This window comes from Kineococcus arenarius subsp. arenarius (assembly GCF_050871845.1).
GTDB lineage: Bacteria > Actinomycetota > Actinomycetes > Actinomycetales > Kineococcaceae > Kineococcus.
Window position 1 is genome coordinate 1 of record NZ_JBJLSE010000075.1, and the last position, 20356, is coordinate 20356.

The 20356-nt window shown below is 76.6% G+C and carries 17 protein-coding genes; 11 read left to right on the plus strand and 6 right to left on the minus strand.

The features are described 5' to 3' along the window. The first annotated feature begins 232 nt into the window (after window positions 1–232). The 4 genes from ACRYM0_RS15580 to egtD are packed head-to-tail and all read left to right on the plus strand — an operon-like array spanning window position 233 to window position 4490. Complete coding sequence (locus ACRYM0_RS15580) at window positions 233–1474, plus strand: glutamate-cysteine ligase family protein (protein WP_432506612.1); 1242 nt, start codon at window positions 233–235, stop codon at window positions 1472–1474. Then, window positions 1471–2796: an ergothioneine biosynthesis protein EgtB gene (gene egtB, locus ACRYM0_RS15585; protein WP_432506614.1), complete on the plus strand. Its 1326-nt coding sequence runs from the start codon at window positions 1471–1473 to the stop codon at window positions 2794–2796. Before ACRYM0_RS15580 ends, egtB begins: the two co-directional genes overlap by 4 nt. Further along, window positions 2797–3495 carry an ergothioneine biosynthesis protein EgtC gene (gene egtC / locus ACRYM0_RS15590; protein ID WP_432506616.1) on the plus strand — a complete coding sequence of 233 codons (699 nt, stop codon included), beginning with the start codon at window positions 2797–2799 and terminating at the stop codon, window positions 3493–3495. It abuts the gene before it with no gap. Between the two features lie 23 nt (window positions 3496–3518). Further along, window positions 3519–4490, plus strand: a complete 972-nt coding sequence (egtD, locus tag ACRYM0_RS15595) for an L-histidine N(alpha)-methyltransferase (RefSeq protein WP_432506636.1) — start codon at window positions 3519–3521, stop codon at window positions 4488–4490. Between the two features lie 375 nt (window positions 4491–4865). Here egtD and ACRYM0_RS15600 read toward each other — a convergent pair whose 3' ends face one another. The 4 genes from ACRYM0_RS15600 to ACRYM0_RS15615 form a co-directional block, all read right to left on the minus strand. Then, on the minus strand, window positions 4866–5276 hold the full coding sequence (locus ACRYM0_RS15600) for a globin (RefSeq protein WP_432506638.1): 411 nt from the start codon (window positions 5274–5276) through the stop codon (window positions 4866–4868). Between the two features lie 35 nt (window positions 5277–5311). Beyond that, window positions 5312–6919: an SDR family oxidoreductase gene (locus ACRYM0_RS15605; RefSeq protein ID WP_432506640.1), complete on the minus strand. Its 1608-nt coding sequence runs from the start codon at window positions 6917–6919 to the stop codon at window positions 5312–5314. Between the two features lie 340 nt (window positions 6920–7259). Further along, window positions 7260–8354, minus strand: coding sequence for a mechanosensitive ion channel family protein (locus tag ACRYM0_RS15610; protein ID WP_432506618.1), 1095 nt, complete (start codon window positions 8352–8354; stop codon window positions 7260–7262). Between the two features lie 63 nt (window positions 8355–8417). Then, on the minus strand, window positions 8418–10574 hold the full coding sequence (locus tag ACRYM0_RS15615; RefSeq protein ID WP_432506620.1) for a prolyl oligopeptidase family serine peptidase: 2157 nt from the start codon (window positions 10572–10574) through the stop codon (window positions 8418–8420). 124 nt (window positions 10575–10698) lie between these two features. Here ACRYM0_RS15615 and malQ point away from each other — a divergent pair, with 124 nt between their 5' ends. Both malQ and ACRYM0_RS15625 read left to right on the plus strand, forming a co-directional pair. Then, window positions 10699–12888, plus strand: coding sequence for a 4-alpha-glucanotransferase (gene malQ, locus ACRYM0_RS15620; RefSeq protein WP_432506621.1), 2190 nt, complete (start codon window positions 10699–10701; stop codon window positions 12886–12888). 159 nt (window positions 12889–13047) lie between these two features. Beyond that, entirely contained in the window at window positions 13048–13326 is a 279-nt protein-coding gene (locus tag ACRYM0_RS15625; protein WP_432506623.1) for a WhiB family transcriptional regulator, read from the plus strand. A 51-nt stretch (window positions 13327–13377) separates the two neighbouring features. Here the strand turns inward: ACRYM0_RS15625 and pepN are convergent, their stop codons facing one another. Beyond that, on the minus strand, window positions 13378–15933 hold the full coding sequence (pepN, locus tag ACRYM0_RS15630) for an aminopeptidase N (RefSeq protein ID WP_432506625.1): 2556 nt from the start codon (window positions 15931–15933) through the stop codon (window positions 13378–13380). 152 nt (window positions 15934–16085) lie between these two features. On the opposite strand from pepN, the gene ACRYM0_RS15635 reads away from it, so the two are divergent. The 3 genes from ACRYM0_RS15635 to ACRYM0_RS15645 all read left to right on the plus strand — a co-directional run bounded on the left by ACRYM0_RS15635 (window position 16086) and on the right by ACRYM0_RS15645 (window position 18065). Beyond that, window positions 16086–16703: a mycothiol-dependent nitroreductase Rv2466c family protein gene (locus ACRYM0_RS15635; RefSeq protein ID WP_432506626.1), complete on the plus strand. Its 618-nt coding sequence runs from the start codon at window positions 16086–16088 to the stop codon at window positions 16701–16703. 77 nt (window positions 16704–16780) lie between these two features. Beyond that, window positions 16781–17254, plus strand: a complete 474-nt coding sequence (locus ACRYM0_RS15640) for a ribose-5-phosphate isomerase (protein WP_432506627.1) — start codon at window positions 16781–16783, stop codon at window positions 17252–17254. Window positions 17255–17267: 13 nt separating this feature from the next. Further along, window positions 17268–18065: an Fpg/Nei family DNA glycosylase gene (locus tag ACRYM0_RS15645; protein WP_432506629.1), complete on the plus strand. Its 798-nt coding sequence runs from the start codon at window positions 17268–17270 to the stop codon at window positions 18063–18065. A 15-nt stretch (window positions 18066–18080) separates the two neighbouring features. Here ACRYM0_RS15645 and ACRYM0_RS15650 read toward each other — a convergent pair whose 3' ends face one another. After that, window positions 18081–19271, minus strand: coding sequence for a glycerate kinase (locus tag ACRYM0_RS15650; RefSeq protein ID WP_432506631.1), 1191 nt, complete (start codon window positions 19269–19271; stop codon window positions 18081–18083). 77 nt (window positions 19272–19348) lie between these two features. On the opposite strand from ACRYM0_RS15650, the gene ACRYM0_RS15655 reads away from it, so the two are divergent. Beyond that, on the plus strand, window positions 19349–19804 hold the full coding sequence (locus ACRYM0_RS15655) for a hypothetical protein (protein WP_432506633.1): 456 nt from the start codon (window positions 19349–19351) through the stop codon (window positions 19802–19804). A 69-nt stretch (window positions 19805–19873) separates the two neighbouring features. Further along, window positions 19874–20320: a hypothetical protein gene (locus ACRYM0_RS15660; protein WP_432506634.1), complete on the plus strand. Its 447-nt coding sequence runs from the start codon at window positions 19874–19876 to the stop codon at window positions 20318–20320. Window positions 20321–20356: the final 36 nt, after the last annotated feature.

Sequence of the window (20356 nt, forward strand, 5' to 3'; positions counted from 1 at the left end):
CCCCCCCCCCCCCCCCCCCCCCCCCCCCCCCCCCCCCCCCCCCCCCCCCCCCCCCCCCCCCCCCCCCCACCCCCCCCCCCCCCCCCCCGAGGAGGGGGCGGGGAGGGGGGGCGGGGGACCACTTGCCGGGGCCCGGGAGGCGTGCCAGGCTCCCGTCGAGGCCACCTCGGTGGTCCCACGCCGACCCGCGGTTCCGCCAGGAACTGGTCCGGACCTGGAAGGGGCCACAGCGGTGCTGTCCTCCGTCGAGCAGGTGGCCGGGGGCGACGCCGGGGAGCTCGCCGCTCCCCTCGACGTCGCCGCCGCCCACGAGCACGTCGCCGCCCGCGCGCTGCGCGACGGCCCCGTCGGGACCGTCGGCCTGGAGCTCGAACGGCACGCCGTGGACCTGCGCGAACCGCTGCGCCGCGTGCCGTGGGACCGCCTCACCGGGGCGCTGCGCGGGGTGCTCCCGCCCGCCGGCAGCCGCGTCACCCTCGAACCCGGCGGCCAGGTGGAGCTGTCCAGCCCGCCGCTGCCGGGGGTGGTCGCCGCCGTGGAGGCGCTGCGCCGCGACGCCGCGCACGTCGACGCGGTCCTCGCCGCGGACGGCATCGCCCTGCTGAGCACCGGCACCGACCTCGTGCGCAGGCCCGAGCGCGTCAACCCGGGCTCCCGCTACGCGGCGATGGAGCAGCACTTCACCGCCGTCGGCCACGCCGCCGACGGCGCCGCGATGATGTGCTCCACCGCCTCCCTGCAGGTCAACTTCGACGCCGGCCCGGCCCACCGGTGGCCGCAGCGCCTGGCGCACCTGCACCGCCTGCTGCCCGCCCTCGCGGCCCTCGGCGCGTGCAGCCCGCTGCTCGCCGGCCGCGCCGACGGCACCCGCTCCACCCGCCAGGGCGTGTGGCGCCGCCTCGAGCCCGGCCGCTGCACGCGCCCCGCCGACGGCACCGGCGGGCCCGACCCGGCGGGGGAGTGGGCCGACTTCGCCCTCGCCGCGCCCGTCATGCTCGTGCGCGACGGCGAGGACGCCCCCTGCCGCCCGGTGCTCGAGCCCGTGACCCTCGCCGAGTGGGCGAGCGGGCGACGGCTGCTGCACGGGCGCCCACCCACCGCCGACGACGTCGACCTGCACCTGAGCACCCTGTGGCCGCCGGTGCGGCTGCGCGGGTTCCTCGAGCTGCGCGTCCTGGACGCCGTGCCCGCCGACTGCTGGCCCGGCCTGGCCGCCGTGGTCGCGGCCGTCGTCGACGACCAGCGCGCCGCCGACGCGGCCGCCGCCGTCGTGGACGAGTTCGGCCCCGACGCCGCCGGCGCCGCCCGCGGTCTCCTCGACGCCGCCCTGCCCGCCGTGCCCGCCGCCCTGCGCGGCTGCGCCGAGGCGTGGGCCGACCTGCTGGACGCCGGGCGCCACCCGGCCGACCTCGTCCTTCACCGGGCCCGCCGCGACGGGCCGACCGGCTGCCTGACCGCGGAGGAGCTGCGATGACCGACACGCCGACGACCACCCGCACCGCCCCCGGGTTCGAGGCGGCGGGGTTCGAGGCGGCCGTGGCCGCCCTGGGCTCCGCCCGCCGCACCACCCTGGCCCTCACCGAGGCGGACGACACCGAACTGACCGCCCAGCACTCCCCGTTGATGAGCCCGCTCGTGTGGGACCTCGCGCACGTCGGCCAGCAGGAGGAGCAGTGGCTGCTGCAGGCCGCCGACCCCGACCGCGACCCCGTCTTCCACCCCGCGATCGCCTGCCTCTACGACGCCTTCGAGCACCCCCGCGCCACCCGCACGCAACTGCCCCTGCTGGACCCGGCCACCTCCCGCCGGGCCCTGGCCGAGGTGCGCGGGCGCGTGCTGGACGCGCTGGAGCGGGCCGACCCCGACGACGCGCACTTCGCCGCCGGCATGGTCGCCCAGCACGAGTTCCAGCACGGCGAGACCATGCTCGCCACCCACAACCTGCGCGCCGGCGACCCCCTCCTCGCCCCGGCCCCCACCCCGCCGGGGCGGCCCGTGCCCGCCGACGCCGTCCTGGTCCCGGCCGGCCCGTTCCCCCTGGGCGCCGACCCGGCCGCCGAACCGTGGGCGCTGGACAACGAGCTGCCCCAGCACGAGGTGCACGTGCCGGCGTTCCGCATCGCCCGCGTCCCCGTCACCAACGGCGAGTGGGCCGCCTTCGTGGTCGCCGGCGGCTACGACGACCCGCGGCTGTGGACGCCCGAGGGGTGGTCGCACCGCGTCGCGGCCGGCCTGCGCGCGCCGATGGCGTGGGAACCCGACGGTGCCGGGTGGTGGACGCAGCGCCGGTTCGGCGCCGTGCGCGCCGTCGACCCCGCCGAACCCGTGCAGCACGTGGACTTCCACGAGGCGCAGGCGTACGCGCGCTGGGCCGGCGCCCGGCTGCCCACCGAGGTGGAGTGGGAGAAGGCCTGCGCGTGGGACCCCGCCACCGGCCGACGCCGCCGCTGGCCGTGGGGCGACGGACCGGCCACGCCCGAGCGCGCGAACCTCGGCGGCACCGCCCTCGGCCCCGCCCAGGTCGGCGCGTACCCCGCGGGCGCGTCCGCCTACGGCGTCGAGCAGATGATGGGCGACGTGTGGGAGTGGACGAGTTCCGTCTTCGCGCCGTGGCCGGGGTTCTCCGCGATGCTCTACGCGGACTACTCCGCGCCGTTCTTCGACGGCCGCTACCGCGTGCTGCGCGGCGGCGCGTGGTCCACCGCCGCCGGTGCGGTGCGTCCCTCGTTCCGCAACTGGGACCACCCGATCAGGCGGCAGATCTTCACCGGTGTGCGCCTGGCCTGGGACGCCTGAGTGTGCCGTCACGTCGCCTGGCTCGGCGCCCCGCGCACCCTCGCGGAACTGCTGCTGGAACCCGAGCACGGCCTGCTGCACCAGAGCTGGGAACCGCGCCGGCAGGTCCACGGCACCGTCAACGCCGACGGGTGGGGCGTCGGCTGGTACAGCCCCGCCCGGCCCGAACCCGCCCGCTGGCGCTCCTCGCGGCCGATGTGGGCGGAGGCGTCGCTGACCTCCGTCGCCCCGCACGTCGCCTCCGGGTGCGTGCTCGCCGCCGTGCGTGACGCCACCGTCGGCATGCCCGCCGACGAGAGCGCCTGCGCCCCCTTCGCGCGCGGTCGCTGGCTGCTGTCCCACAACGGCGTCGTGGACCGCGCCGTCCTGCCCGCCGGGGCGTGGCCCGCGGCGGAGTCCGTGTGCGACAGCGCCGTGCTCGCCGCCCACCTGCTCGCCGCCCCGGAGGAACTGGCTGGCCGCATTGTCGCCGCCGGTGCCGCCGACCCCGGCGCCCGCCTCAACGTCCTGGCCACCGACGGCGAGCGGCTGCTCGCCACCGCCTGGGGCGACACCCTCAGCGTCCTGCGCACCCCCGACGGCGTCGCGCTCGCCAGCGAACCCTTCGACGACGACCCCGCCTGGTGCGACGTCCCCGACCGCACCCTCGTGACCGTGACGCCCGACGGCGTCGAGCTGACCCCGCTGGAGGCCCCGTGAGCACCACCCCCGCCACCGACGCGCTGCCCCTCGTCGTCGAGCGGCACCTCACCCCGGACGTGCTCGACGCCGCCCTGCGCCGCGACGTCCGCGCCGGCCTGACGAGCACCCCGAAGACCCTGCCGCCCAAGTGGTTCTACGACGAGCGCGGCAGCCGCCTGTTCGACGAGATCACCCGGCTGCCGGAGTACTACCCCACGCGCCGCGAGCGCGAGCTCCTCGAACTGGTCGCCGGGGAGGTGGCCGCCGCCAGCGGCGCCGACACCCTCGTGGAACTGGGCAGCGGCACCAGCGAGAAGACCCGCGTGCTGCTGGCGGCCCTCGCCGATGCCGGCACGCTGCGCCGGTTCGTGCCCTTCGACGTCGACGGCGTCGTGCTCGGCGAAGCGGGCACCGCCGTCGCCGCCGAGCACCCCGGCGTCGCCGTGCACGCCGTCGTCGGCGACTTCGAGCACCACCTGGACCGCCTGCCGCGCGGCGGCCGGCGCCTCGTGGCGTTCCTCGGGTCCACGATCGGCAACCTCGAACCGGGCCCTCGCGCCCGGTTCCTGCGGGACCTCGCCGCCACCCTCGCTCCCGGTGACGCCCTCCTGCTCGGCACCGACCTCGTCAAGGACACCGCCCGCCTGATCTCCGCCTACGACGACGCCACCGGCGTCACCGCCGAGTTCAACAAGAACGTCCTGCACGTCCTGCGCCGGGAGCTGGGCGCCGACGTCGACCCGGGGGACTTCGAGCACGTCGCCGCGTGGGTGCCCGAGCACGAGCGCGTCGAGATGCGCTTGCGCGCCCGCCGCGCGTTGACCGTGCACCTGCCCGCCCTGGACCTCACCGTGCGGTTCGCCGCGGGCGAGGAGGTGCTCACCGAGGTGTCCAGCAAGTTCCGCCGCGAGACCGTCACCGCCGAGCTGGACGCCGCCGGGCTCGACCTGGCGCGCTGGTGGACCGACCCGCACGGCGACGTCGCCCTCAGCCTGGCCGTTCCGCGGGGCTGACGCCGGGGCGCCCGGTCTCGGCGTCGAGTGGTCGGGGTGGTGGGCCGGTGGCGGGTGCTGCGGCCGGCTCTCCGCCCGCTGCCGGGTGCACCGCCTCGCCCGGGTGCGCTGGGCGGGCTCCGGACGCCGGCCTACGCACCCGCCACCGACCCACCGTGCACAGCGGTGTCCCCGGATCCGGGACCACCGCAGCAGGTGCCCCTGGAGGGTGGTGGGGAACTCCGCAGCCGGGCGTCCGGAGCCCGCCCGACGCGTCGGGCCGAGGTGGTGCACCCGGTAGCGGGCGGAGAGCCCGGCGGAGGAGCTCCCCGCCGCCCGGGCTCTGAGCCGACCCCGGACGCGAACCCGCGCGGAGCCGCCTGAACCGTCCCGGGATCAGTCGTCGAACGTGTTGAGCATGCTGTGCGCCGCCCGCTCCAGGTAGTCCCACAGCAGGCCCTGCTGCGCCGGCGGCAGCTCCAGGGAGTCGACCGCCGCGCGCATGTGCGTCAGCCAGCGGTCGCGGGCGTCGGGGTTGACCTTGAAGGAGGCGTGCCGCATGCGCAGCCGCGGGTGCCCGCGCTGCTCGGAGTAGGTGGTGGGTCCGCCCCAGTACTGCTCCAGGAACATCCGCAGCCGCTCCTTGGCGGGCCCAAGGTCCTCCTCGGGGTACATGGGACGCAGCCCCTCGTCGGCGGCCACGCCGTCGTAGAAGACGTCCACCAGGCGCACGAAGGTCTCGTGGCCGCCGACCTCCTCGTAGAAGCTGATCGTGCCGCCGTCGGGGCCGGCGGGCTTGCGGCCGATGAGGTTCTGCGGTCGGACGAGTGGCAGGTCGGGGCTCACCGCACCAGTGTCGCCCCTGCCGGCGCCTCGCGGGCGGCGGCCTCCGCGGCTTCCTTCACGTTGCGCTGCATCCCGCCGAACACGACCTCGTGGAACGGGCTGATCGCCGCCCAGTACGCCTGACCGGCCAGGCCCTTGGGGTGGAACAGGGCCCGCTGCCGGAACAGCGTGCGCCCCACCGGGTCGGCCTCCACCCGCAGGTCCAGCCACGCCAGGCCCGGCAGGCGCATCTCCGCCCGCAGCCGCAGCAGCCGGTCCTCCTCGCGCTCCTCCACGCGCCACCAGTCCACCGCGTCGCCCACCATGAGGTGGTGCGGGTCGCGCCGGCCGCGGCGCAGCCCCGGGCCGCCGGAGAAGCGGTCCATCAGCCCGCGCAGCGCCCACGCCATCGGCCACGAGTACCAGCCCCGCTCACCGCCGATGCCCTCCAGCACCCGCCACAGCACGTGCGCGGGGGCGTCGACCACGGTGGTGCGCTCGTCCACGTACAGGTTGCCCCCGGCCCAGTCCGGGTCCGAGGGCAGCGGGTCGCTGGGGGCGCCGGGCAGGGACGCGGAGCTCCACCGGGTGGCGACGTTCGCCTCCTGCACCCGCTGCAGCGCCAGCCGCACCGCCTCGCGGAAGCCGAGCAGACCCTCCGGCGGGTCCGGCACGTACCGGGCGATGTCGTGCTCCTTGCACACGACCTCGTGCACGAGGCTCTCCACCAGCGGCCGGGCGATCTGCTTGGGCACCGGGGTCACCACGCCCACCCAGTGGCTGGACAGCCGCGGGGACATCACGTCCACGGGCAGCACGCGCCGCTTCGGCAGCCCCGCGACCTCGGCGTAGCCGCGCATCATGTCCAGGTACGTCAGCACGTCCGGGCCGCCGACGTCGAAGGCCCGGTTCACCTCCGGCGACATGTCCGCCGAGCCCACCAGGTACCGCAGCACGTCGCGCACCGCGATGGGCTGGATGCGGTTGCTCACCCACTTCGGGCACACCATCACCGGCAGCCGCTCGGTCAGGTAGCGCACCATCTCGAAGCTCGCCGACCCCGAGCCCAGGATGACGGCCGCGCGCAGCACCGTCGTGGGCACGGGGGAGTCCAGCAGGATCTCCCCGACCTCCCGCCGCGACTCCAGGTGCGTCGACAGCTCCTCGTCCTCCGGGTACAGGCCCCCCAGGTACACCACCCGGCCCACCCGCTGCGCGGCGGCGGCGCGCGCGAACGTCCGGGCGGTGCGGCGGTCCTTCGCGGAGAACGACCCGCCGCCGCTCATGGCGTGGATCAGGTAGTAGGCGACGTCCACCCCGCGCAGCGCCTCGGCGATCGCCCCGGCGTCGGAGGCGTCGGCGCGCACCACCTCCACGTCCCCGATCCACGGGCGGTCCCGCAGCACCTCCGGCCGCCGCGCCACCGCCCGCACCCGGAACCCCGCCGCCAGCAGCTCGGGGACCAGCCGGCCGCCGATGTAGCCGCTGACGCCGGTCACCAGGGCCAGCCGGCCGGCGCCGTCGCCGACCTCGTGCGCGGCTCCCGGCGGGCCGGACGTGGGGGTGGTGTCGTCGTGCACGTCGTCAGTGTGGGTGCGGGGTGCCCGTCCGGCGAGCCGGTCCATCTCCGTGGTCACCGGGGTGCGGGGCCGTGGTCGCCGGGGTGCGGGCGTCGGCGGGTGCTGCGGCCGGCTCTCCGCCCGCTACCGGGTGCACCACCTCGCCGGGGTGCGCCGGGCGGGCTCCGGACGCCGGCCTCCGCACCCGCCGCCTCCCTCCTCGCGCTGCGATGTCGCTGGGGCCGGGGCCCCCACGAGCGGTGAGGTCGAAGGGTGGTGGGGTGCTCCGGTCGCCGGGCGTCCGGAGCCCGCCACACCCACCCCGGTGAGGTGGTGCACCGGGCAGCGGGCGGAGAGCCCGGAGGCCGGGGCGCCCCACCACCCGGGCGCAACCCCGACGACGGGGTCACACCCCCCGACGCACCGACTCCGGGTCCACGTCCGCCGTCGTCTCCGCGGAGACGTCCGCCTCGCTGCGCGGCGGCGGGTGCGAACCCGCCGCCGCGGCCGGGTCCACCGAGCCGCGCCGCTTCGACCGCTGCGGGCGCTCGTCGTCGTTCCGCAGCCACACGGTGCGCTGCGGGAAGGGGAACTCGATGCCCTCGGCGTCGAACGCGGCCTTGATGCGCAGGCGCAACTCGCGCTGCACGGCCCACTGCTGCAGCGGTGCGGTCTTGACCACCAGCCGCAGCACGATCGCGTCGGCGGCCATCTGCTCCACGCCCCACACCTCTGGGCGCTCCAGCACCAGCGGCTTCCAGTCGTGCTCCTCGGCGAGCGCGTCGCCCACGCGCTGCATGACCTCCTGGACGTGCGTGACGTCGGCGCCGTAGGCGACGGACACGTCCAGGACGGCGCGCGCCCAGCCCTGGCTCTGGTTGCCGACGCGGATGATCTCGCCGTTGCGCACGTACCAGACGGTGCCTTGCACGTCGCGCAGCCTCGTCACCCGCAGGCCCACCGCCTCCACGGTGCCGGAGGCGTCGCCCAGGTCGACGACGTCGCCGACGCCGTACTGGTCCTCGGCGAGCATGAAGAACCCGGACAGGAAGTCCTTCACCAGCGCCTGGGCGCCGAAGCCGATGGCGACGCCGGCGATCCCGGCGGAGGCCAGGAACGGGGCGATGGACACGCCCACGATGTCCAGGACGGACATGGCCGCCGCGATGCCCAGCACCAGCGTGGTGGCGCTCTTGAGGACCGAGGCGATGGTCCCCGCGCGCTGCTCGCGGCGTTCGTTGAGCAGCGGGGAGGACTCCAGCAGCCCGTGCCGCTTGGCGCCGCGCCCGCCGAGGCGGCTGGCGCCGGTGGCGATGCCGGTGGCGACCCGGCCGATGAGCCGCAGCAGCAGGTACCGCGCCACGAAGCAGACGACCAGGACGATGAGGATCTTCAGGGGCTTGTCGAGCAGGAACTGCGCGACCTCGCCGGCCGTCTCGGACGCGGCTTCGGTGGCCTCGCTCGTGTCGGTTCCCAGCACGGCGGACAGGGCGTCGTTCACAGGAGGTCCAGGTTCCTTCCAGCGGGGTTCGTCGTCGGCGTCATCGGGGTGGTGCGGCGGCCGTCAGCTCAGGTCGAGGCCGGTGGCGGCCGCGGCGAACGCCAGGGTGTCGCGCACCAGGCCCGCGCTGCGCGAGACCGAGCGGGCGCCGTGCCCGACGTCACCCTCCCGGCGCAGCAGCACCGGCCGCCCGGAGGAGGTGGCGTGCTGCAGGGCGGCGCACAGCTTGCGCGCGTGCAGCGGGTCCACCCGGGAGTCGCCGTCGAACACGGTGAACAGCACCGCCGGGTACGCGGTGCCCTCCACGACGCGGTGGTACGGCGAGTACGACAGCAGCCAGCCGAACTCCTCCGCCACGGCCGCCGAGCCGTACTCGTCGTTCCAGGTGGCGCCCAGCCCGTGCTGCTCGTAGCGCACCATGTCCAGCAGCGGGGCCGAGCACACCACCGCGGCGAACAGCTGCGGCTGCTGGGTCAGCGCCGCGCCCACGAGCAGGCCGCCGTTGGAGCCGCCGTGCACGCACAGCTGCGCGTGCGTCGTCCAGCCCTGCTCGACGAGGAAGCGGGCCGCGGCGTGGAAGTCGTCGAAGACGTGCTGCTTGTGCTCGCGCATCCCGGCCCGGTGCCAGTCCTCGCCCTCCTCGCCGCCGCCGCGCAGGTTGGCCACGGCGTACACGCCGCCGGCCTCCACCCACGCCAGGGCGTCGGGGGCGTAGTGCGGGGACAGGCTGATGCCGAAACCGCCGTAGCCGTACAGGATCGCCGGGGCGGCCTCGCGGGGCCGGCCGTCCTCGTCGAGCGCGTCGGTGCGCACCGTCAGCTGCAGCCGCACCGTGGTGCCGTCGTCGCTGCGGTACTCCAGCAGCCGGCTGGTCACCGGGGGCACCCGCACCGCACCGGGCGGCGCCGCGTCCAGGGTCAGGGAGCCGTCGCGGGCGTCGTAGCGGTGCACGTGCGTGGGCGTGGTGGTGTCCGTGTAGCCGAACCACACCTCGTGCCCGCCGTCCGGGCGGGTCACCAGGCCACCCGCCGAGCCCGCGCCCGGCAGCTCGACCGTTCCCGCGGCGCCCTCTCGCCGCCGGCCCGTCGCCAGCTCGTGCACCGTCAGGGAGGAGACGGCGTGCCGGGTCCAGCCCGCCACGAGCAGCGGCGCGTCCAGCTCGGGGCCGTCCAGGACGGCGACGTCCTCCAGCAGCGCGTCGTCCGACTGCGGCACCAGCTCGCGCCAGTTCGCCACCCCCGGGTCGGCGGGGTCGGCCACCGCCAGGCGACCGCGCGGCGCGTCCAGGTCGGTCAGCAGGTACAGCCGCCCGTCGCGGCCCACCCAGGCGCTCGTCTGCGCGTCCACGCCGGTGACGACCTCGCGCAGCACGGGCTCCTGCGGCGACGACGCCGACAGGTCCGCGATCCACACGTCGTTGCGCGGGGCGGTGCCGTCGGAGGCGCTGAGCACCAGCCAGCGCCCGTCGCGCGACGTCCACGCGCCGTAGTAGTTCGTCATCGACATCCCCGCGCCGAACACCTCCACGTCGGTGGCGGGGTCGGTGCCCACCCGGTGCAGGTAGACGCGCCGGTGGTACTGGCGCTCGGCCTCCGGCACCGCCTCCGGCGGCAGGCGGCGCACGTAGTAGAAGGCCCGCGGCTCGCCCTCGCGGGCGGGCAGCCAGGCGACGGGGGAGTAGCGGGCCCGGTCCAGCGGCCCGTCCACGACCTCGCCGGTGGCGACGTCCAGCACCCGCAGGACGCTCTCCTCGCTGCCGCCCTCGGAGACCTGGTACGCCAGCAGGTCGCCCTCGACGCTGGGCCGCCAGGAGTCCAGGGTCGTGGTGCCCGAGGGGTCCAGCGCCACCGGGTCCACCAGCACCCGCTCCGGCGCGCCGGGGGCGTCGACCACCCGCAGCACCGCGTGCTCAGCGCCGGGGTCGCGTCGGCTGCGGAACACCCGCTCACCCCGGTGGACCGGTGAGCCCACCGCGCCGGTCGACAGCAGTTCCCGCACCCGCCGCTCCACGCGCTCGCGGCCGGGCAGCGCGGCCGCGAAGCGCTCCCACGCCGCGTCCTGCCACGCGGACCACTCGCGGGTGCGCGGGTCGTCGGGGTCCTCCAGCCACCGGTACGGGTCCGCCACGGCCACCCCGTGCAGGTGCTCCACGAGGTCCAGGCGCGGAGCGGGCGGGACGCTGCCGGGGGTGCTCGACGGGCCGACCGCGGGGGTGCTCATGGGCGTCCACCCTAGGCACCGCGTGCACCGCGCCGCGCCGGTGCCGCGTGGACGAGCGGGATGGACCCGCGGCGGGGAGCGTGTGGACGGGCCGGGAGGCACGCCGCGTGGCAGAGTCGGCGCCGTGCCGTCCGACACCCCCAGCGCCGCCCCCGAGGACCGCCCCGCCCCCCAGCTGCTGGAGCTGGCCGCCGCCTGCGGCGTCGCCACCCGCTTCACCGACTGGCAGGGCCGGGAGAGCGCCGTCCGCCGCTCCACGATCGAGGCGGTGCTCACCGCCATGGGCCTGGACGTGTCGGGGCCCGCGGCGCTCGACGAGGCTCTGCACGAGGTGAAGCTGCGGCCGTGGCGGCGCACCCTGCCGCCGGTCGTGGTGGCCCGGGAGGGGCGCGCCCACCAGGTGCCCGTGCACGTCCCGCACGGCGATCCCCTGGAGCTGGTCGTGCAGCTGGAGGACGGCGGCTGGGCAGCGCTGCGCCAGGTGGACCGCTGGGTGGACCCGGTGCGCGTCGACGGCCGGCTCACCGGCCGCGCCACCTTCGAGGTGCCCGACGACCTGCCCCTGGGCTGGCACGTGCTGCGCGCGCACACCCCCTCCGGGGACGCCACCTGCCCCCTCGTCGTCACCCCCGACGTCCTGGAACTGCCCCCGGCGCTGCAGAGCGGCCGCAGCTGGGGCTACCAGACGCAGCTGTACTCGGTGCGGTCCTCGCGATCGTGGGGCATCGGCGACCTCGCGGACCTGGGGGAGCTGTCCTCGTACGCCGCGGAGCAGGGCGCCGGGTGGGTCCTGGTCAACCCGCTGGCCGCCGCCTCGCCGGTGCCGCCCATGGAACCCTCCCCGTACCTGCCGACCACGCGCCGCTTCGTGAACCCGGTGTACCTGCGGGTGGAGGACGTGCACGAGGTCGCCTACCTGGCGCCCGCCGACCGCGCCGCCGTGGAACGGCTGGCCGCCGGGTGCCGCCCGTCCAACACCGACCCCGGCGAGATCGACCGCGACGCGGTGTGGGCCGCCAAGCGGGAGGCGCTCGAGATCGTCTTCCGGCAGGGGCGCACCCCCGCCCGCGAGGCCGCGTTCCGCCGCTACGTGGCCGACGAGGACCCCGGCCTGACCGACTTCGCCGCCTGGTGCGCCCTCGCCGAGCGCCACGGGCTGCCCGTCGCGGACTGGCCCGAGGAGGTCGCCACGCCCGCGGCCGCCGCCGGCTCCGGTGCCCTGGACGAGCTCGCCGAGCGCGTCGAGTTCCACCGCTGGCTGCAGTGGCAGTGCGACGAGCAGCTGCGCACCGCCCAGGACCTGGCGACGGCGGCCGGCACCGGGCCCGGCATCGTCCACGACCTCGCCGTCGGCGTCCACCCCGACGGCGCGGACGTGTGGTCGCTGGGCGACGCCCTCGCCCACGGCGTCACCGTCGGCGCCCCGCCGGACGCCTTCAACCAGCAGGGTCAGGACTGGAGCCAGCCCCCCTGGCGCCCCGACCGGCTCGCCGAGCAGGCGTACGCGCCGTTCCGCGACATGGTCCGCACGATCCTGCGGCACGCCGGCGGCCTGCGCGTCGACCACGTCCTGGGCCTGTTCCGGCTGTGGTGGATCCCGCAGGGGGCGCCCGCCTCCGAGGGCACCTACGTGCGCCTGGACCACGAGGCGCTCATCGGGATCCTCGCCCTGGAGGCCCACCGCGCCGGGGCGGTCGTCGTCGGCGAGGACCTCGGCACCGTCGAGCCGTGGGTGCGCGAGTACCTCGCCGAGCGCGGTGTCCTGGGCAGCGCCGTGCTGTGGTTCGAGTACGACGGCGCCGAGCCCCGCTCGCCGGAGGACTACCGCGAGCTGGCGCTGGCCAGCGTCACCGTGCACGACCTGCCGCCCACCGCCGGGTACCTGGCGCAGGAGCACGTCGCGCTGCGCGACCGGCTCGGGCTGCTGACCCGCCCCGTCGAGGAGGAGCGCCGCCGCGACCAGGCCGAGCAGGACCGCATCCTGGGCCTGGTGCGCGAGCGGGGCCTGCTGGCCGAGGGCGCCGGGGAGCAGGAGACCGTGGAGGCGCTGCACCGCTACCTCGCCCTGGCCCCCTCGCTGATGGTCGGCGTCTCCCTCGTCGACGCGGTCGGCGACCGCCGCACCCAGAACCAGCCGGGGACCGCCCTGGAGCACCCGAACTGGAAGATGCCGCTGACCGGCCCCGACGGCGAGGTCGTCCTCCTGGACGACCTGCCCGCCGACACCCGAGCGCGGTCCCTCGCGCGGGTGGTGGACGCCGCCGTGCGCGCGGACCACGGGCCCGGAGCCGGCGGCGCCCCCGGCGCCCGCTGACGCCGGCCGGGACGGGCGGTCCCCCGGTCCGCCCGTCCCACGGGCCCTCCCGGTGCCGGCTGCGCCAGCCTGCACCCGGGTCCTTGCACCTGGGTCCTTGCAGCGGTCCGACCGCCCGCGACCGGCTGCGGCGCGGTGGCTCTCGGCAGGCTCCCGACCGTGTCGGCAACAGCCCTCGTCCCGGTCCCGTCCAGCTCGACGACCCGCCCCGCACCCGCCGACCTGTTCTCCGCGGAGGAGCGTGAGCAGGTGCAGCGCGCGAAGGCGCTGTGCGCCGCGTGCCCGGTGCGGGCGGCCTGCCTCGCCGGTGCGCTGGAGCGCCGCGAGCCGGCCGGCGTCTGGGGCGGGCAGCTCTTCGTCGACGGCGTCCCCGTCGCCTACAAGCGCGGTCGCGGGCGCCCGCGCAAGGACGCGCCCCCGGTCGCCGTCCTGCTGTGAGCGGGCGAGGGGGCGGGCGCGGCCTCCTCGCCGACCCCCTCGCCGGGCGCGTCAGCGCGCGTCGCGCTCCTGCGCGCGCAGGGCGCGCGCCACCCCGTCGCGGTTCTCCAGCACCAGGCGCCGCAGCGCCGGCGGGGCGTCCTGGGCCCCGGCCAGCCAGGCGTCGGTGCGCTCCAGCAGGTCGGCGTCGGCCAGCAGCAGCGGGTAGAGCCCGGTGACGACCTGCTGCGCCATCTCGTTGGTGCGCTCGGCCCACACGGTGCGCAGCGCGTCGAAGTACGGCTCGACGAACGGCCGCAGCAGTTCGTGGTCGTGCACGCGCCCGAAGCCCGCGATGACCGAGGCCTGCACGGCATTGGGCAGCGTGCCGCGCTCCACCACGTCGGCCCACGCGGAGCGCTTGGCCTGCGCGGTGGGCAGCGCCGCGCGGGCCGCGGCGGCCGAGCGCTGGCCCGTCGCGGTGGCGTCGCGGGCCAGTTCGGCGTCCACGGCCGCGGCGTCGGCGGCGCCGCCGGCGACCAGGGAGGTCAGCAGCGCCCAGCGCATGTCCGCGTCGACCTCGAGGCCCTCGATGCCGGCGGTGCCCTCGTACAGGCCCCGCACCACCGCCAGGTGCTCCTCGCTGCGCGCGAAGGAGGCGAACGCCCGTGCGAACTGCAGCTGCACGTCGCTGCCCGGGGCGGCCGAGCGCAGCATCCCCAGCAGCGCCTCGGCGGTGCGGGCCTCGACCTCCTCGCGGCGGGCGGGGGCGGTGTACAGCTCGACGGTGGTGGAGAGCTGGCGCAGCAGCACCAGCGCCACCGTGGAGTCCGCGCGGGCCGCGTTCCCCGGCAGCAGGGTGCCCAGCAGCAGGTCGACGTAGTCGCGCGCGGCGAGCTCGCCGTCGCGGGTCATGTCCCACAGCGCCGCGGCGACCAGCGAGCGGGGCAGGGACTCGGTGAACGCGTCGAGGTGCTCCAGCGCGGTCGCCATCGACGCCTCGTCCAGGCGGATCTTCGCGTAGGCGAGGTCGTCGTCGTTGACCAGCAGCAGGTCCGGGCGCCGGCGACCGAGCAGGCCGGTCAGCTCGGTGCTCTCCCCGGCCGCGTCGATCTCCAGGCGGTGCGTGCGCTGCAGCGTCCCGTCGACGAGGTCGTAGCAGCCGACGGCCAGGCGGTGGGCGCGCAGGTGCGGGTGCTCGGCCGGGGCCTCCTGGCGCAGCACCGCGGAGGTGATGGTGCCGTCGGCGTCCGTCTGGAGCACCGGGCGCAGCGTCGCCACGCCGGCGGTCTCCAGCCACTCGCGCGACCAGGCGCCCAGGTCGCGGCCGGAGGTCGCCTCCAGCTCGCGCAGCAGGTCCACCAGCTCGGTGTTGCCCCAGGCGTGGCGGCGGAAGTAGGCGCGCACGCCGGCGAGGAACTCCTCGCGCCCGACGTAGGCGACGAGCTGCTTGAGGACGCTGGCGCCCTTCGCGTAGGTGATGCCGTCGAAGTTCACCTCGACGTCCTCGAGGTCGTTGATCTCCGCGACGATCGGGTGGGTCGTGGGCAGCTGGTCCTGGCGGTACGCCCAGGACTTCTCCAGGGAGTTGAAGGTCGTCCAGGCGCCCTTCCACTCGGTGGCCTCGGCCGCCGCCAGGGTGCTGGCGAACTCCGCGAAGGACTCGTTCAGCCACAGGTCGTTCCACCAGCGCATGGTCACCAGGTCGCCGAACCACATGTGCGCCAGCTCGTGCAGGACCGTCACCACGCGGCGCTCGACGGTGGCCCGCGGCACCTTGGAGCGGAAGACGTAGCTCTCCACGAACGTCACCGCACCGGCGTTCTCCATCGCCCCGGCGTTGAACTCCGGCACGAACACCTGGTCGTACTTGGCGAAGGGGTACGGCGCCTCGAACTCGCGCTCGTAGAACTCGAAACCGGCCTTCGTGGCGGCGACGACGTTGTGCGCGTCGAGGTGCTCGACCAGGGAGCGGCGGCAGTACACGCCCAGCGGGATCGTGCGCCCGTCGGAGGAGACGAGGGAGTCCTCCGACCCCTCGTAGGGACCGGCGATGACGGCGGTGACGTAGCTGGACAACCGCGGCGTCGGCTCGAAGCGCCAGCGGCGTCCGGCGTCCACCTCCTCGGTGGAGGCGACGGGGGCACCGGAGATCACCCGCCAGTGCGCCGGCGCGGTCACGGTGAACGTGAACGCGGCCTTGAGGTCGGGCTGCTCGAACACGGCGAACACGCGGCGGGAGTCGGCGACCTCGAACTGCGTGTAGAGGTACACCTCGTCGTCGACGGGGTCGACGAACCGGTGCAGGCCCTCGCCGGTGTTCATGTACCGGCAGTCGGCCACCACGCGCAGCTCGTTGTCCTCGGCCAGGCCGTCCAGCTGCAGCCGCACGCCGTCGCCGACGGCCGCCGGGTCCAGGGCGCGCCCGTTGAGGGTCACCTCGTGCACGGCGGCGCTGATGAGGTCGATGAAGGTCGACGCGCCCTCGCGGGCGCTGAAGCGGGCGGTCGTGACCGAGCGGAACACCTCCGGCCCCGTCGTGAGGTCCAGCTGCACGTCGTAGGTGTCGACCTGCACGAGCTCCGCGCGGGCGCGGGCCTCCTCGCGCGTCAGGTTCTCGCCGGGCACGTCCACGTCCTTCCGGTCCACCGGGTGCGCTGGGGAGGCGGCCCCTCGTCCAGCCGCGCGCCACTCTGCCACGCCGCGCCGACACCGCGACCGCCGGTTTCCCCGCCCGCCGCGACGTGGCCGCACCCCGGCGGGCGGGGCAGGATGGCGCCATGACGACCACCCCCGCCAAGGACAGCGCCGACTTCTGGTTCGACCCGCTGTGCCCCTGGGCCTGGATGACCTCGCGCTGGATGCTCGAGGTGGAACGGGTCCGGGACGTCACCGTCCGCTGGCACGTGATGAGCCTGTCGGTGCTCAACGAGGGCAGGGACCTGCCGCCGGAGTACCGCGACCTGATGGACCGCGGGTGGGGCCCGGTGCGCGTGGTGACCGCCGCCCGCGCCCTGCACGGCGAGGAGGTGGTCCTGCCGCTCTACACGGCCATGGGCACCCGCATCCACCCCGGCGGGAACAAGGACTTCGACGAGGTGATCGCGCAGGCCCTGGACGAGGTGGGCCTGCCCGCCGACCTGGCGGCCGCCGCGGGCACCGAGACCTACGACGCGCAGCTGCGCGCCTCGCACACCGAGGGCATCTCCCTGGTCGGCGAGGACGTCGGCACCCCCGTCGTGGCGTTCGAGGGCACCGCCTTCTTCGGCCCCGTCGTCACCCCCGCCCCCAAGGGCGAGGACGCCGGGAAGCTGTGGGACGGCTGCCTGCTCGTGGCCCGCACGCCGGGCTTCTTCGAGCTCAAGCGCACCCGCACGCAGGGCCCCGTCTTCGACTGAGGCGCCCGGCGCGCCGGGCCCCGGCAGCCCGCGGGACCCGGCGAGCCGGTGCCGGACGGGCCTGCCAAGCTGTCGCCATGCGCGTCCACATCGGCACCGACCACGCCGGCTTCGAGCTCAAGCAGCACCTCGTGGCGCACCTGCGCGAGCAGGGCCACGACGTCGTCGACCACGGCGCGGCCGAGTACGACGCCGTCGACGACTACCCGCCCTTCGTGCTGGCCGCGGCCGCCGCGGTGGCCGCCGAGCCGGGCAGCCTGGGCGTCGTCATCGGCGGCTCCGGCAACGGCGAGCAGATCGCCGCGAACGCCGTGCCCGGCATCCGCTGCGCCCTGGCCTGGTCCGTGCAGACGGCGCAGCTGGCCCGCGAGCACAACGACGCGCAGTGCGTGGGCGTGGGCGCGCGCATGCACACCCTCGAGGAGGCGACCGCGATCGTCGACGCCTTCCTGGCCACGCCGTTCTCCGGCGACCCCCGCCACCAGCGCCGCATCGACATGCTCACCGAGTACGCGCGCACCGGTGAGCTGCCGGCGGCGCCGCAGCGCTGACCCGGTCGGCGCCGTGCCCGAGGGCAACGTCGTCCACCGCTACGCCCGCGTCCTGCGCGAGCGCTTCGGCGGGCAGCCCCTGGCCGTGAGCAGCCCGCAGGGCCGCTTCGCCGACGGGGCGGCCCTGCTGGACGGGCGGGTGCTGCGCGAGGTGGAGGCGCACGGCAAGCACCTGCTCGCCGACTTCGGCGAGGACCGGGTGCTGCACGTCCACCTGGGTCTGTACGGCACGTGGACGCTCGGCGACGGCGAGCCGCCGGAGCCGCGAGGCGCGGTGCGCGCGCGCCTGGTGGCCGCCACCGGCTGGGCGGACCTGCGCGGGCCCAACGCCTGCGAGGTGCTGACCGTGGCGGACGCGGAGCAGCTGCACGCCCGGCTGGGCGCGGACCCGCTGCGCGCGGACGCCGACCCCGAGCGGGCCTTCGCGGCCGTGCACCGCTCGCGGGTCGCGGTCGGCGCGCTGCTCATGCAGCAGGAGGTGGTGGCGGGGCTGGGCACCATCTACCGCGCCGAACTGCTCTTCCGCGCGGGCGTCGACCCGTACCGGCCCGGCCGCGCGGTGAGCCGCGAGGAGTGGGACGCGGTGTGGGCCGACGCGGTGCGCCTGCTGCGCACGGACGTGCGCACCGGGCGCATCGTCACCACCCGCCCGGCGCACCGCTCGAACCCGCGCGGCGCGCCGTCGGAGGAGGACCGCTTCTACGTCTACCGGCGCGGCGGGCAGCCGTGCCGGGTGTGCGGCACCCCCGTGCAGCACGCGCAGATGGTGGCCCGGCACCTGTTCTGGTGCCCCACCTGCCAGCCGTCCTGAGGGACCTGCCGGCGCTCAGCCGACGGCGGACGCCAGCTCGGCGCCCAGGGCGCGGGCCAGCCCCTCGAGCAGCGGGCCCGCACCGGCGATGCAGCGAGCGGTGTCCGGTTCGACGTCCGTCAGGGCGCGCGCGTCGGCGAACCCCTCGGCCCGCCAGCGCTGCTCCGGCAGGGTCCGCCGGCCGCTGAGCACCACGACGGGCGCGCCGAGGGCGGCGGCCGCGCGGGCCACGCCCACCGGGGTCTTGCCGCCCAGGGACTGCTCGTCGAAGCTCCCCTCCCCGGTGACGACCAGGCCGGCGCCGGCGGCTCGCTCCGACCAGCGCACCAGGTCCAGCACGACCTCGACGCCGGGGCGCCGCCGCGCGCCCAGCAGGCCCAGGGCGACCAGGCCGGTGCCGCCGGCGGCCCCCGCGCCGGGGGCCTCGCGCGCGTCGGGGGCGCCCGCGGCGGCCAGCGCGTCGGCGAAGCGGGCCAGTGCGGCGTCCAGCGCGGCCACCTGTGCCGGGTCGGCGCCCTTCTGGGGGCCGAACACCGCCGCCGCGCCCCGCTCGCCCAGCAGGGGGTTGTCCACGTCGGCGGCCAGGGTCCACCGCACCTCGCGCACCCGCGGGTCCAGCCCCGCCAGGTCCACCCGGTGCAGCCGGGCCAGCGCACCGCCGCCGTCGGGCAGGTCCTGCCCGTCGGCGTCCAGCAGGCGGGCGCCCAGCGCCGCCAGCAGGCCGGCGCCGCCGTCGGTGCAGGCGCTGCCGCCGACGGCCAGCACGACCTCGCGCGCACCGTCGTCCAGCGCGGCCCGCACCAGTTCCCCGGTGCCGCGCGAGGTGGCGGTCAGGGGCTCGCGCACGCCCCCCGGCAGCCGGTCCAGCCCGGAGGCCTGCGCCAGCTCCACCAGTGCGGCCGGGCCCGCCTCCTCCCGCGCCCACGCGGCGCGCACGGGTGCGCCGGTGGGGCCCGCGACGGTGGCGGTCACCGCGCGCCAGCCGGCGGCGACGGCGGCGTCCACGGTGCCCTCACCGCCGTCGGCCACGGGCACCTCGCTCACCCGCAGTCCGTCCTCGGGTGCCGCCGGCCGCGCGGCGGCGAAGCCCGCGCGCAGGCCCGCGGCGACGAGCGAGGCGACCTCGGAGGCGGTCAGCGACCCCTTGAACTTGTCGGGGGCGACGACGACGTGGAGGGGCAGCGACACCGGTGTCCGCACGATCACGGAGTCAGCCTGCCAGGTGAGCGGGCCGGGGGACGGGTGGGCGCGCGGCTCGTCCGCCGGGTGCGCACGATGGGCGCGTGGCGACGGGTGGGGCGAGGACGAGGCTGACGGCCGGGGACGTGGCGTGCTGGGTGCTCAAGGCGGCCTCGGACGTCCCCGAGCTGACCGGTGCACCGGCCGGTGCGCCGGTGCACCTGCGTCGCTGCGTGCACCCGACCTACCGGCTCGCCCTGCTCCGGCCGGGGCAGGGCGTCCTGCTGTGGCGCAGCGGCCGTGCGGCGGGGGTGCGGGCGCTCGGGGAGGTGCTGTCCGTGCCCGCGGACGGCGCGGTGGGTGTGCGGCTGCACCCGCTGGCGCAGCCGGTGGCGCGCGCCGACCTGCTGGCGGACGCCCGGTTCCGCGCCGCGGAGGTGGTGCGGGTGCCGGTGGGGGCCAACCCGTCGTACCTGACGTCGGCCGCGCTGGAGGCGGTCCTCGAGCGGCTCGCCCCGGGGGAGGAGGGGTTCCTGCCCGGTCCGGCAGCGCCGGCGTGAAGCCGTCTCGACGGGCCGGGTGCGTCCGGGTGTGCCAGCTTGGGAGAGATCCTGAGCGAGGAGGGTGCTGTGCGCCACGCGTTGATGTCCCTGTCCGCTGCCGGACTGCTCGCGCTCGCCGCGTGCAGCACGCAGACCACCGAGAGCACCACCGAGGAGACCGAGGTGGTCGCGCCCGAGGACCTCGGCGCCTCGGAGGAGCAGGTGGACGAGGTGACCGAGGAGCAGCCGCCCGCCGGTGACGCCGTCGAGGAGGCCGAGGTCGTCGTCGACACCTGCGCGGTGGCCGACCCGGGGGTGGTCGCCGGCCTGACGGTGTCGAACGACCAGGTGGACCCGCGCAGCTACGTCGTCACCGTCGCGTTCTCGGGCGCCGACGGCACACCGCTGGCGGAGGCGCAGGCCACGGCGGACGACGTCCGCTCCGGGCAGTCGGTCGAGGCGCAGGCCGTCGCGGAGGTCGCCGACCCGCCGGCGGAGGTGACCTGCGAGGTCACCGACGTGAACCGCTTCTGAGGTTCCGACGCCGCGAGCCGCCGCCCCGGGGGCGGC